At 70.9% G+C, this 12,679-nt stretch carries 10 protein-coding genes and 1 tRNA gene; 6 read left to right on the forward strand and 5 right to left on the reverse strand.

The annotated features are described in order from the left end of the window. Nucleotides 1–108: 108 nt before the first annotated feature. Nucleotides 109–1,569, reverse strand: a complete 1,461-nt coding sequence (locus tag GGE06_RS16055; protein WP_116160017.1) for a DUF2252 domain-containing protein — start codon at nt 1,567–1,569, stop codon at nt 109–111. A 142-nt stretch (nt 1,570–1,711) separates the two neighbouring features. Beyond that, nucleotides 1,712–2,788: an ABC-2 transporter permease gene (locus GGE06_RS16060; RefSeq protein WP_376773549.1), complete on the reverse strand. Its 1,077-nt coding sequence runs from the start codon at nt 2,786–2,788 to the stop codon at nt 1,712–1,714. A 103-nt stretch (nt 2,789–2,891) separates the two neighbouring features. On the opposite strand from GGE06_RS16060, the gene GGE06_RS16065 reads away from it, so the two are divergent. After that, nucleotides 2,892–3,362, forward strand: coding sequence for a MarR family winged helix-turn-helix transcriptional regulator (locus GGE06_RS16065; protein ID WP_184931118.1), 471 nt, complete (start codon nt 2,892–2,894; stop codon nt 3,360–3,362). Nucleotides 3,363–3,424: 62 nt separating this feature from the next. Here the strand turns inward: GGE06_RS16065 and GGE06_RS16070 are convergent, their stop codons facing one another. From GGE06_RS16070 to GGE06_RS16080, 3 genes are all read right to left on the reverse strand, one after another. Beyond that, nucleotides 3,425–4,084 (reverse strand): response regulator transcription factor, encoded by a 660-nt coding sequence (locus GGE06_RS16070; protein WP_116160014.1) that lies wholly within the window; start codon nt 4,082–4,084, stop codon nt 3,425–3,427. Nucleotides 4,085–4,120: 36 nt separating this feature from the next. Continuing rightward, nucleotides 4,121–5,899, reverse strand: coding sequence for a sensor histidine kinase (locus GGE06_RS16075; protein WP_376773558.1), 1,779 nt, complete (start codon nt 5,897–5,899; stop codon nt 4,121–4,123). 168 nt (nt 5,900–6,067) lie between these two features. Continuing rightward, nucleotides 6,068–6,154, reverse strand: a tRNA-Leu gene (locus tag GGE06_RS16080). Between the two features lie 458 nt (nt 6,155–6,612). Between GGE06_RS16080 and GGE06_RS16085 the strand changes: the two genes are divergently transcribed. From GGE06_RS16085 to GGE06_RS16105, 5 genes are all read left to right on the forward strand, one after another. Further along, nucleotides 6,613–7,470, forward strand: coding sequence for an FHA domain-containing protein (locus tag GGE06_RS16085; protein WP_116160013.1), 858 nt, complete (start codon nt 6,613–6,615; stop codon nt 7,468–7,470). Between the two features lie 10 nt (nt 7,471–7,480). Next, nucleotides 7,481–7,999, forward strand: a complete 519-nt coding sequence (locus GGE06_RS16090; RefSeq protein WP_116160012.1) for an FHA domain-containing protein FhaB/FipA — start codon at nt 7,481–7,483, stop codon at nt 7,997–7,999. A 171-nt stretch (nt 8,000–8,170) separates the two neighbouring features. Further along, nucleotides 8,171–9,661, forward strand: a complete 1,491-nt coding sequence (locus GGE06_RS16095) for a Stp1/IreP family PP2C-type Ser/Thr phosphatase (RefSeq protein ID WP_116160011.1) — start codon at nt 8,171–8,173, stop codon at nt 9,659–9,661. A gap of 26 nt (nt 9,662–9,687) precedes the next feature. Continuing rightward, the gene (locus tag GGE06_RS16100; RefSeq protein WP_116160010.1) at nt 9,688–11,130 is read left to right on the forward strand and encodes an FtsW/RodA/SpoVE family cell cycle protein; all 1,443 of its coding nucleotides are present in this window, start codon (nt 9,688–9,690) and stop codon (nt 11,128–11,130) included. After that, nucleotides 11,127–12,593 carry a peptidoglycan D,D-transpeptidase FtsI family protein gene (locus tag GGE06_RS16105; protein WP_116160009.1) on the forward strand — a complete coding sequence of 489 codons (1,467 nt, stop codon included), beginning with the start codon at nt 11,127–11,129 and terminating at the stop codon, nt 12,591–12,593. Before GGE06_RS16100 ends, GGE06_RS16105 begins: the two co-directional genes overlap by 4 nt. Nucleotides 12,594–12,679: the final 86 nt, after the last annotated feature.

Here is a 12,679-nt window from a genome sequence, read left to right on the forward strand (position 1 = left end):
CCGGGGGGGCCTCCCCCCTCCCTCCCCACCCCCTCCGTTCCCCCACCCCGCGCCCCTGCCCCGACGGACATCGGGCGACGCCCTACGCCCTACGTGAGGCGTGAGGCGTCAGACGCCCAGCTCCGCCGCCACGCGCCCCGTCCGGACCGCCGAGAGCAGGTCGGCGTGGTCCGCCGTGGTGCGGTCCGCGTACGTCACGGCGAAGGAGGCGACGGCCTCGTCGAGCTCCTCGTTCTTGCCGCAGTAGCCGGATATCAGGCGCGGGTCGGCGCTGTGGGCGTGCGCGCGGGCGAGCAGGGCGCCGGTCATCCGCCCGTAGTCGTCGAGCTGGTCCTCGGTGAGGGCGGCGGGATCCACGCTGCCCTTGCGGTTGCGGAACTGGCGCACCTGGAACGGGCGCCCCTCGACCGTGGTCCACCCCAGCAGGATGTCGCTCACGACCTGCATGCGCTTCTGTCCGAGCACCACGCGCCGGCCCTCGTGGCCGGTGTCCGGCACGGTGAACCCGGCGGCCGGAAGGTGCGGCAGCAGGGCCGACGGCCGGGCCTCCTTCACCTGGAGCACCAGCGGCTCGCCCCGGTGGTCGAGCAGCAGCACCACATAGGAGCGGGTGCCGACGCTCCCGGTGCCGACCACCCGGAAGGCCACGTCGTGGACGGCGTACCGGGCGAGGAGCGGCAGTCTGTCCTCGGACACGGTGTCCAGGTACGCGCCGAGGGAGTGGGCGACCGCGGCCGCCTCGGCGTCCGGGACCCTGCGCAGCACCGGGGGAGCGTCCACGAACCTGCGGCCGCCTCCGTCGGCGTCCGCCACGGCCTCGGTCGACCGGGACGCGAAGCGGGCGCTGGTGTTGTTGCGGGCCTTGGCGGAGACCCGCTCCAGGGTGCCGAGGAGGTCGCGGGCGTCGGTGTGGGAGACGAGTTCCTCGTCGGCGATCGCGTTCCAGGCGTCGAGTGCGGGCAGCCGGGCGAGCAGGCGCATGGTGCGCCGGTACGCGCCGACGGTGTCGAACGCGGCGGCCCGGCACACGTCCTCGCTCGCTCCCACCTCGCGCCCGGCGAGGACGAGGGAGGTGGCGAGCCGCTTGAGGTCCCATTCCCAGGGGCCGACGACGGTCTCGTCGAAGTCGTTGAGGTCCATGACGAGCCGGCCGCGCGCGTCGCCGTAGAGGCCGAAGTTGGCGGCGTGCGCGTCGCCGCATATCTGGGCGGCTATCCCGGTGACGGGTGTCCCGACGAGGTCCTGGGCCATCAGCCCGGCGGAGCCGCGCAGGAACGCGAAGGGGCTCGCCGCCATCCTGCCGACCCGTATCGGCGCGAGCTCGGGGACCCGGCCCCGGTTCGACTCCTCGACGGCGCGCACGGCGTCGGGGCGGTCCACGGCGAGGGCCGGCCGGTCGTGCGAGGAGCGGGGCACCCGCTCGCGGAGCTGCTTGCCGCGGTCCTTGGGGGAGACCCCGGTGCCGGGCGCGACGCGGCGTGCGAACCCCGCCACGTGCGGGACGCGAGCCTCGTCCTGTGCTCCGTCCGTACCCCGCTGTCCTGGCACGACGGCCCGGATCTCGTCCATGGGACGCCCTCCCCCGATGCGATGTCCAACATCATCCGGCCCCGACCGTACCGCCGTTCCCGATCGACCGTCTCCCCCTGTGGACAACCCGCGCCCGAACCTGTGGACAACCGTCTCCGGACCTCGCCCTCAGGCCTGGCCGTCAGACCGCGACAGCCTCTTCCAGCTCCTCCTCCAGCTCCTCCTTCGCGTCCTCGGCCTCGGCCCTGACCTGGTCACCTGCGTCGGTGTCGGTGTCGGTGCTCGCCTTCCTCCGCCGCGTCTCCGTCAGCCCGGCGAGAACGAGGAGCGCGACACCGGTGAGGAGCCAGAGGGCGAGGACGAGGACGTTCCCGCCGAGCCCGTGGCCGTCGAAGTAGACGTGGCCGCGTACGCCCTCGACGAAGCCCGCGCCGTTCCAGAAGGCGTGCAGCGCGCCGAAGAAGCCGGGCTGGAGCTCGGGCCGGTAGATGCCGCCGGAGCTCGTGAAGTTGAGCATGACGAAGAGGACCATCACGCCGAGCGTGGTCCAGCGGCGCAGGAAGGTGTGCAGGCCGACGCCGACGGCGAGGATGCCCGCCGCGTACAGCCAGGACATCGCCCACACGCCGCCGAGGCCCTGGTCGACGAGGTGGAAGACCGGCCCGGCGAAGAGGGTGCCGACGAGGCTGACGACGAGCGACATGCCGGCGGCGAGGAGGGCCCTGATCCGCATGGGCAGGACGGCTCCGGCTCCGCCGATGACGGCGACCGAGGCGTACGCGCCGATGCTGAGGGCGACGAGCAGGAAGAAGACGCCCTGGCCGGTGGGGTCGCCGGAGGCGGTGGGGGCGATGTCGGTGACCTCGAGCGGCGCGTCCTGTCCGGCGGCGACCTTGGTGAACACCTTCTCGGCGGCCATGGCGCTGGTGTCGGAGGAGGCCGAGGCGACGAGCAGTTCGGGCTTCTCGCCGGGGATGTAGGCGCCGAAGCTGCGCTGTTCGCGCAGTGCGGAGACGGCGGTGTCCCGGTCGGGGACGGTACGGACGTCGAGGGCGCCGGCGCCCTTGTCGTGGAGCGTCTGCGCGAGGACCTGCGTGGTGGGGCCGGAGCCGACGATGTCGACGCGCAGGTCGTGGGGTTCGGGCGCGTGGAAGGCACCGAGGTAGGCGAGCCCCATGCCGACGCACATCAACAGGGGGGTGAGCAGATGTCCGAGGACATGTCGCAACGCACCGCTGGTGTTCGGTCCTGCGGACACCGAGACCTCCATGGTTGGCTTTTACAACTAAATAACCGTTGTACTATACAACTGAAAGCCGAGACGGTGCACCCCGCACCCGAACGACAGCAGGGAGCCCACGATGACCGGCGGCACAGAGCCACCCCGCGAGGCGTCGGTGGACGTCATCCAGCGCGAGCTGACGGCCTTCGCGCGCCGTGCCCGTGCCGCGGCGGCCCGGGTCCACCCCGAGCTCCCGCTCGTCTCGTACACGCTCCTCGCCCACATCGAGGAGCAGCGCGGCTGCCGGGCCGCCGATCTCGCGGCCCACTACCTCCTGGACAAGTCGACGGTGAGCCGTCAGGTCGCCGGACTGGAGAAGCTCGGCTTCGTCGAGCGGCGTCCAGCCCCCGACGACCACCGGGTGCAGGTGCTGCACCCCACCGAGGCCGGTACCAGGGTCCTCACCGCGGCCCAGACGAGCCGCATGGCCGCCTTCGAGGAGCGCCTGGAGGACTGGTCGGCCGAGGACCTCGCCCGCTTCGCCGCGTACCTGCTGCGCTACAACAACGCCGCGGCCACGAGCCCCTTCCCCCACACCCCCGCGGACTGACCCCGGGCTCGCGCGGACCGGACCGGGCTGCCCCTACCGCACCGCGTCCACAGCCCCCGCGTCTACAGCCCCGCGTCCCGTGCGAGCAGCGCCGCCTGCACGCGGTTCTCGCAGGCCAGCTTGGACAGGATCCGGCTCACGTACGTCTTCACCGTGCCCTCGCTCATGTGCAGCCGCTTCCCGGCGTCCGCGTTGGAGAGTCCTTCGCCGAGCAGTGCCAGGACGTCCCGCTCCTTCTCGCTGAGCGCCGCCACCCGTGCCCGCGCCTCCTCGGCGCGCGCCCCCTCGCGGCCCATGGCCAGCCGCTCCACCACGTGCCGGGTCGCGGCCGGCGACAGATACGCGTCTCCCGCCGCGGCCGCCCGCACCGCCCGGATCAGCTCGGCGGGCGCCGTGTCCTTGAGCAGGAACCCGGCGCCGCCGTGCTCCAGGGTCCGCAGCACGTTCTCCCGCTCCCCGAAGGTCGTCAGGACGATCACCCGGGCCGCGGGCGCGGCGCGGCGCAGCTCCGGCAGGGCGGAGAGGCCGTCGAGCACCGGCATCTGGATGTCGAGGAGCACCACGTCCGCGGCGTGCGCCCGGGCGGCCTCGACCGCCTCCCGCCCGTTGGCGGCCTCCGCGACGACCTCGATCTCCGGGTCGGAGATGAGGATCATCCGGATCCCGGCCCTGATCAGAGGCTCGTCGTCGGCGATCACGACCCTGATGGGCTGCCCTGCCACTGCTTCTCCCCCACGCCCGGTACGGGCCGCTCAGCGCTAACGCTGCCCGACCGTGTACGACTTCTTCTCGATCAGCTTGCCGTCCTTGAAGCAGAACCGGAAAACGGGATCCTCGTCGTAGTCGGTGTCGCCCATGTCCGAGGACATCAGCACCAGGCAGTCGGCTCCCGCGGGCCGTGCGGGTCCCCCGTCGTCCAGCCCTGTCGTGGCTATGGTGTCGCCCGAGGGCAGCCGGTCCCGGACCTCCTTCTCGGTCATCCCGACCTTCACCGCCTCGTACTGGGCGCGGTCGATCATTCCGTCGCCCATCGAGCTCAGGAGGAAGGAGAAGGCGAAGCCTCCCGCCACCACCAGCAGGACGATCGCCCCGAACGCGATTCCGCAGCCGATCGCGATCCCCCCGCCCGTGCTCCCGCTCCTGCCCCCACGCACCGCCATGGCCAACTCCCGCTCCGTGAACGTCCAGTCGGCCGGTCCGACCGCGACCGGACGACCATCGCCCAGCAGCGGCTTCGTGGTCTGCTGCCGGAAGTCGTCGGCCGCATCGACCAAAGGCGCGGCCTCGGCGACCGGCGCCGCCCCGTACGGCAGCATTCCGGCCACCCGGAACCCGCCGTCGTCGGCCGGGCCGGCATGGCACATGCCGCCCACCAGGCGGGCCCGCTCGACGAGCCCGGCCAGCCCCTGGCCGCCGCTCACCACGTCCTTCACCGGTCCGTCCACCGGCTTGCCGTTGACGACCTCCACGACGAAGGTGTCCGGCTCGTAGCGCAGCTCGACTCCGATCGGCGTTCCGGGCGCGTACTTGTAGGCGTTGGTCAGGGCCTCCTGCACGATCCTGTACGCGGCGTGGTCGGCGGCCGGCGCCAGTGGTCTCTCCTGCCCGAGCCGCCGCAGCCCGACCGAGGTGCCCGCCGCCCGGGCCGCCGCCACGAGCCCCTCGATGCCGGCGGTCCCGCGCGCGGCCCGCCCCGTCTCGTCCCCGGCGGGCGCGGGCGCCGCCGTACCGTCCTGTGCCGCGACCCCGTCCCGGAGTATCCCGACGACCTCCCGCAGCTCCTGCATGGCGGTCACCGAGGCGGTCCGCAGGACGCCGACCACCTCGCGCTGCCGCTCGCCCAGCTCGCGGTCCACTTCGAGGGCGCCCGTGTGGACGGCGATCAGTGCCAGCTGGTGCCCGAGGCTGTCGTGCATGTCCTGGGCGATCCGCTGCCGCTCGCGCAGCCTGGCCTGCCAGACCACCCAGTTCCGCTCGCGCAGCAGTTGCGCGTTGCGCTCCTGGAGCGCGTGCAGCAGGGTCCGCCGCTGGGTCCAGTAGCGGTGGGCGAGTCCGGGGGCCAGTGTGGTGCCCAGGTAGTAGAGGGTCGCCATGAAGGCGACGGTGAGCAGCCGCTGCCGGTCCCAGGTCTCCAGGAGCGTCCCGCCGACGTTCAGGACGAAGGCGGCGACGAACGCGGCCAGTGCCCGCCCCGCGCTGGCGACGTACCGCCCGGACGACCAGCCGAGCACGATGAGCAGGGGCCCGAGGCCGGGCAGGAAGGGTGCGAGGCCGGCGGTCAGGACGAGTACGCCCGCGGGGAGTCTGCGCCGTGCCAGCGAGAGCACGGCCGCGCCCACGGCGACTGCGGCCAGCTGCCACCCCTCGCCGCCGAGGAGTTCCTCGGTGCCCGCGGCGAGCAGCGCGAGGACCACGGCGAGGGCCACCTCACCGGTGATCCTCTGCCGCGACCACCGACCGGGCATCACGAACCAGTTCCACCCGGCGGCGGCCCTGGCTCCGAGCTCGCGCGCGGTCCGGCTCCCCGACTTCGACATAGCGTCCACGCTCGAACCCTAGGCAGCGCCCACCACCGCGGACGCCTCTCTTTCGTCTCGCACTCCGAAGACAAAAGTCGCGCGTCCCGTGCACCGACGTGGGAAGGCTCACATTCGTGCCGACATACGCGGAAGCCCCATAGGTCGATGACCTACGGGGCTTCCGTCTGGTGCGCGAGGGGGGAGTTGAACCCCCACGCCCTTGCGGGCACTGGAACCTGAATCCAGCGCGTCTGCCTATTCCGCCACCCGCGCATTGGGTGGTCTCCCTGCCCTCTCACTTTTCAGTGGGAGCGCCTGGCGACATCTGAAGATTAGCACGTCGCAGACCGTGGATTCACATCCGTTGTTTCGCCCCCGCTCCCGGAGAACAAGGAGAGGGGGAGAGCCACTCCTCGCCGCCCACGGGCCGGGTGTGGACCGCGAGCCCGCCCTGACCGTGGGCGGCGAGGAGTGGGGAGGCCGGGAAGGGAGAGGAGAGGGAGGAAGAAGGGGGGAGGAAGCGGACGGACCGTCCCGGAACCCCGGCCCGAGCCTCCGCTCCCGCAGCCGGGTGCGGGACACTGTCCACAGGCCGCCTCTACGATCCGTGGGGGAAGCCTGTGAGAGGTGACACTCGTCCACAGGGCAGAGAAGGGGAACCAGCCGATTTCCCGACGCGTGGATACGATCAGTAAGCAGTACCAGGGCGACAACGACGGAGGAGGTGCCCCATGGGAGTCCTGAAGCGTTTCGAGCAGCGGCTCGAAGGTCTGGTCAACGGCACCTTCGCCAAGGTCTTCAAGTCCGAGGTCCAGCCCGTCGAGATCGCCGGCGCGCTCCAGCGCGAGTGCGACAACAACGCGACGATCTGGAACCGTGAGCGGACGGTCGTCCCCAACGACTTCATCGTGGAGCTGAGCACGCCGGACTACGAGCGTCTCAGCCCCTACTCGGGCCAGCTCGGCGACGAGCTCGCCGGCCTGGTCAGGGACTACGCGAAGCAGCAGCGGTACACCTTCATGGGCCCGATCAAGGTCCACCTGGAGAAGGCCGAGGATCTCGACACCGGCCTGTACCGCGTCCGCAGCCGCACTCTGGCGTCGAGTACGTCACAGCCGCAGCAGCACCAGCAGCAGGGCCCGGGTCAGGGCCGCGGCGGTTACGGGTACCCCCCGGCCGGCGCCCCGCCCATGCCCGCCTCTCCGCCTCCCGGCCCGCCCGGCCACCGGCCGACGGCTCCCGCCGGACGCCCGGCGGGCGGCCCCGGATCCATGCCCGGCCCCGGCACCCACGCCGGTGCGGGCTCCGCGGTGCGCCGCTGGATCGAGATCAACGGCACCCGCCACCAGATCTCCCGCTCGACCCTGGTCCTCGGCCGCAGCACCGACGCGGACGTGAGGATCGACGATCCCGGCGTCTCCCGCCGGCACTGCGAGATCCGGACCGGAACGCCCTCGACGATCCAGGATCTGGGATCCACCAACGGCATCGTGGTGGACGGGCAGCACACCACCCGCGCTACGCTCCGCGACGGCTCGCGGATCGTCGTGGGCAGCACCACCATCGTTTACCGGCAAGCCGAAGGGTGAAGCGGGGGCAATGTCAGAGCTGACCCTGACGGTCATGCGGTTGGGTTTCCTGGCCGTTCTGTGGCTGTTCGTCATCGTGGCCGTCCAGGTCATCCGCAGCGACCTGTTCGGTACGCGGGTCACCCAGCGCGGTTCGCGGCGCCAGGAGGCGCGACCCCAGCAGAGCGCGCGGCAGGCCGCCGCGCCTCCGCAGCAGCGCGGCCAGCAGAGCGCGGGCGGTCGCCAGCGCCGTGGTGCGCCGACCAAGCTGGTCGTCTCCGAGGGCACCCTCACCGGCACGACCGTCGCCCTCCAGGGCCAGACGATCACGCTGGGCCGGGCGCACGACTCGACGATCGTGCTCGACGACGACTACGCGTCCAGCCGCCACGCCCGGATCTACCCGGACCGGGACGGCCAGTGGATCGTCGAGGACCTCGGGTCCACGAACGGCACGTACCTCGACCGGTCCCGCCTCACCACCGCCACACCGATTCCGCTGGGCGCGCCGATCCGCATCGGCAAGACCGTCATCGAGCTGCGGAAGTAGTACGAAAATGAGCGAGCGGAGCGAGCGAGCCGGGACGGTCCCCGCCACAGGACGTGCCGCGCTCCCGACCGGAGCGAATGGATCGACCGGCGTGACCGGAGCGACCGGAGGGTGGGCAGTGTGGGTCGAGACCGGCTGTACCCCGATGCAGCGTCGACAGGGCAGGTGGGCATGACTCTGTCCCTTCGATTCGCCGCGGGCTCGCACAAGGGCATGATCCGCGAGGGCAACGAGGACTCGGGTTACGCCGGGCCCCGGCTGCTCGCCATCGCCGACGGCATGGGCGGCCAGGCCGCCGGCGAGGTCGCCTCCTCCGAGGTGATCTCCACGCTCGTCACGCTCGACGACGACGTCCCCGGCTCGGACATCCTCACCTCGCTCGGTACGGCGGTGCAGCGCGCCAACGACCAGCTGCGGATGATGGTCGAGGAGGACCCGCAGCTGGAGGGCATGGGCACCACGCTCACCGCCCTGCTGTGGACCGGCCAGCGGCTCGGGCTCGTGCACGTCGGCGACTCCCGCGCCTACCTGCTCCGCGACGGCTTCCTCACCCAGATCACCCAGGACCACACGTGGGTCCAGCGTCTCGTCGACGAGGGCCGGATCACCGAGGAAGAGGCCACCACCCACCCGCAGCGCTCGCTCCTCATGCGCGCGCTGGGCAGCGGCGACCACGTCGAACCCGACCTCTCCATCCGTGAGGTCCGGGCCGGCGACCGCTATCTGATCTGCTCCGACGGCCTGTCCGGCGTGGTCTCGCACCAGACCCTCGAGGACACCCTCGCCAGCTACCAGGGCCCGCAGGAGACCGTGCAGGAGCTGATCCAGCTCGCGCTGCGCGGCGGCGGCCCCGACAACATCACGGTGATCGTCGCCGACGTCCTCGACGTCGACGGCGGCGACACCCTCGCCGGTCACCTCAGCGACACCCCGGTCATCGTCGGCGCCGTCGCCGAGAACCAGGCGCAGCTGAACGACGGCGGGGCGATGCAGACCCCGGCCGGCCGCGCCTCGGGCCTCGGCCGCACCGCGCCGCACCAGCAGCCGCCCGCGGGGGGCTTCGGCCCGCCCGGCAGCGGCGACGACCACGGGTACGGCGGCATGCCCCCGCAGGGCTCGTTCGACTCGTACACGGACGAGGACTTCGTCAAGCCGCGCACCGGCCGCAAGTGGCTGAAGCGCTCCTTCTTCCTCGTCCTCGTCCTCGGGATCGCCGGCGGCGGCCTCTACGGGGGCTGGCGCTGGACGCAGACGCAGTACTACGTGGGTGCCAAGGACCAGCACGTGGCGCTGTACCAGGGCATCAGCCAGGACCTGGCGTGGGTGTCGCTCTCGAAGGTCGAGAAGGACCACCCCGAGATCGAACTCAAGTACCTCCCCGCCTACCAGCGGAAGCAGGTCGAGGACACGATCGCGGGCGGCAGCCTCGGCAAGGCCGAGACGAAGATCTCCGAGCTGGCCGTGCAGGCCTCGGCCTGCAAGAAGGCCGAGCAGCGGCACGCCGCCGCGGAGAAGGCCGCCGACCAGGCGAGCAAGCCGCCGGCCCAGAAGCCGGGCGGCACCGCCACCCCTGACTCCAAGCCCACCACAGCCGCTCCGTCCCCGGGTCCCACCCTCACCGCGGAGGAGCAGAAGCTGGCCTCGAACTGCGGCAAGCAGTAAGCACCCGTAGGGGGCCTTTCACCACCATGAGCGTTGTCACCAACACGACCACCATCGGCGCGATCGAGGCGCCGAGCCGCCGCAACACCGAGCTGGCGCTGCTCGCGTTCGCCGTCGTCATCCCGGTGTTCGCGTACCTCAACGTGGGCCTGGCCATCGACGGCAAGGTCCCGGCCGGAATGGCCGGGTACGGCCTCGGCCTGGCCCTGCTCGCGGGCGTCGCGCACCTGGTGGTGCGCAAGTGGGCCCCGTACGCGGACCCACTGCTGCTCCCGCTGGCGACCCTGCTGAACGGCATGGGGCTGGTGCTGATCTGGCGTCTGGACCAGTCGCCTCGGCTGATCGCGCTGGCGAAGCGCACGTACGGCGCGTTCAGCGAGTCCGCGCCGAACCAGATGATGTACTCGGCGATCGGCATCGCCATGTTCGTGGGCGTGCTGCTGCTGCTCAAGGATCACCGGGTGCTGCAGCGGTACACATACATCTCGATGGTGGTGGCGCTCATCCTGCTGCTGCTGCCGCTGGTGCCCGGGCTCGGCGCGGACGTCTTCGGCGCCAAGATCTGGATCCGCGTCGGCGGCTTCTCGATCCAGCCCGGTGAGTTCGCCAAGCTGGTGCTGGCGATCTTCTTCTCCGGCTACCTGATGGTGAAGCGGGACGCGCTGGCCCTGGCCAGCCGCCGCTTCATGGGGCTCTACCTGCCGCGTGGCCGTGACCTCGGCCCGATCCTGACGATCTGGGCGATCAGCCTCCTCATCCTGGTCTTCGAGAACGACCTCGGTACCTCGCTCCTGTTCTTCGGCATGTTCGTGATCATGCTGTACGTGGCGACGGAGCGGACCAGCTGGGTCGTCATGGGTCTGCTGATGTCTTCCGCGGGTGCCGTGGTCGTCGGTTCGACGGCAAGTCACGTGCAGTCGCGCGTCCAGGCCTGGCTCGACCCCTTCGAGTGCCTGAAGACGGCGCCTGCCGGCTCCAACATGGCGTACGCCTGCGACCAGATGACGCAGGTGCTGATGTCCTTCGGTTCCGGCGGCATCCTCGGCACCGGTCTCGGCCAGGGCAATTCAGACCTGGTCCAGTTCGCCGCGAACTCCGACTTCATCTTCGCCACGGTCGGCGAGGAGCTCGGTCTGACCGGCGTGATGGTCTTCCTGCTCTTCTACGGCCTGATCATCGAGCGCGGTGTCCGCACCGCGCTCGCGGCCCGCGACCCGTTCGGCAAGCTGCTGGCGATGGGGCTCTCCGGCGCCTTCGCACTGCAGGTCTTCGTCGTCGCCGGCGGTGTGATGGGTCTCATCCCGCTCACCGGTATGACGATGCCGTTCCTCGCGTACGGCGGATCCTCCGTCATCGCCAACTGGGCCCTGATCGGCATCCTGATCCGGATCAGCGACACCGCGCGCCGTCCCGCGCCCGCCCCCGCCCCGAACCCCGATGCCGAGATGACCCAGGTGGTCCGTCCGTGAACAAGCCGCTGCGCCGGGTCGCGATCTTCTGCGGCCTGCTCATCCTCGCCCTGCTCCTGCGGGACAACTGGCTCCAGGGCGTCCGCGCCGAGGAGCTGAACTCGAACCCCAAGAACCGGCGCGTCCAGATCGCGCGGTACTCGAACGAGCGCGGCAACATCATCGTCGACGGCAAGCCCGTCACGGGCTCCGTCGACTCGGGCGACAAGTTCTACAAGTACAAGCGGACCTACGTCGACGGCCCCATGTGGGCCCCGGTCACCGGGTACGCCTCGCAGGCCTACGACGCCAACCAGATCGAGAAGATCGAGGACGGCATCCTCACGGGCAACGACGACCGGCTCTTCTTCGACCGCACCCTCGCCATGTTCACCGGCGAGAAGAAGAAGGGCGGCGACGTCGTCACCACCCTCAGCGGCGCCGCCCAGAAGGCCGCCTACCAGGGGCTCGGCAGCAAGACCGGCGCCGTCGTCGCCATCGAGCCGAAGACCGGCAAGATCCTGGCGATGGCGTCCACGCCCTCGTACGACCCCTCGTCCTTCGCCGGCTATTCCGGCAAGGACGAGAAGGCCTGGGTCGCGCTGGAGAACGACAAGAACAAGCCGAAGCAGAACCGGGCGCTCCGCGAGATCTACCCCCCCGGCTCCGTCTTCAAGGTCGTCACCGCCGCCGCCGCGCTCGAGAACGGCAAGATCACCGACATCAACGCGCCGACCGACACCCCCGAGGGCTGGAAGATCCCGCTCTCCACCCAGCCGATGATCAACCACGCCAAGGGCTGCGCCAACGCCAGCATCAAGCACGCCCTCGACATCTCCTGCAACTCGGTCTTCGCGAAGCTCGGCGACGACGTCGGCCGCGACAAGATGGTCGAGATGGCGGAGAAGTTCGGCTTCAACAACGAGCAGTTCACCCCGGTCCGCTCCTCGGCCTCCGTCTTCGACAAGAACTCGGACCGCGGCGGCAACGCGCTCTCGTCGATCGGCCAGTTCAACACCGCGACGACCCCGCTGCAGATGGCGATGGTCACAGCGGCGATCGCCAACGACGGCAAACTGATGAAGCCGTACATGATCGACCAGCTGCGCGCCCCGAACCTCGACATCATCAAGCAGAACGAGCCGGAGGAGATGAGCCAGCCGGTCTCACCGGCCAACGCCCAGCTGCTCCAGCAGATGATGGAGAGCGTCGTCGCCAACGGCACCGGCGGCAACGCCGACCTGCACATGGACGGCGTGAAGGTCGGCGGCAAGACGGGTACGGCCCAGCACGGCGAGAAGAACGCCAAGCGCCCGTACGCCTGGTTCATCTCGTACGCGAAGACCTCCGAGGGCTCCCCCGTCGCGGTCGCCGTGGTCGTCGAGGACTCGGCGGGCACCGACCGTGAGGACATCACCGGTGGCGGCCTCGCCGCCCCGATCGCCAAGGCCGTGATGAAGGCGGTCATCAAGACCCGGGGCTGACCCCCCGGACCCCGTACGAGCCAGGTACCGGTCAGGTATCAGCTACCGGCCCCGGGCGGATCGCCTCCCCGGGGCCGGTAGCGTAT

The sequence above is a fragment of the Streptomyces nymphaeiformis genome, assembly GCF_014203895.1.
GTDB lineage: Bacteria > Actinomycetota > Actinomycetes > Streptomycetales > Streptomycetaceae > Streptomyces > Streptomyces nymphaeiformis.

Bases quoted from the DNA above. Each gene is read 5' to 3' on its own strand.
- GGE06_RS16095 (WP_116160011.1), top strand. From the start codon at position 8,171: ATGACTCTGTCCCTTCGATTCGCCGCGGGCTCGCACAAGGGCATGATC.
- GGE06_RS16085 (WP_116160013.1), top strand. From the start codon at position 6,613: ATGGGAGTCCTGAAGCGTTTCGAGCAGCGGCTCGAAGGTCTGGTCAAC.
- GGE06_RS16055 (WP_116160017.1), bottom strand. From the start codon at position 1,569: ATGGACGAGATCCGGGCCGTCGTGCCAGGACAGCGGGGTACGGACGGA.
- GGE06_RS16075 (WP_376773558.1), bottom strand. From the start codon at position 5,899: ATGTCGAAGTCGGGGAGCCGGACCGCGCGCGAGCTCGGAGCCAGGGCC.
- GGE06_RS16065 (WP_184931118.1), top strand. From the start codon at position 2,892: ATGACCGGCGGCACAGAGCCACCCCGCGAGGCGTCGGTGGACGTCATC.
- GGE06_RS16090 (WP_116160012.1), top strand. From the start codon at position 7,481: ATGTCAGAGCTGACCCTGACGGTCATGCGGTTGGGTTTCCTGGCCGTT.
- GGE06_RS16100 (WP_116160010.1), top strand. From the start codon at position 9,688: ATGAGCGTTGTCACCAACACGACCACCATCGGCGCGATCGAGGCGCCG.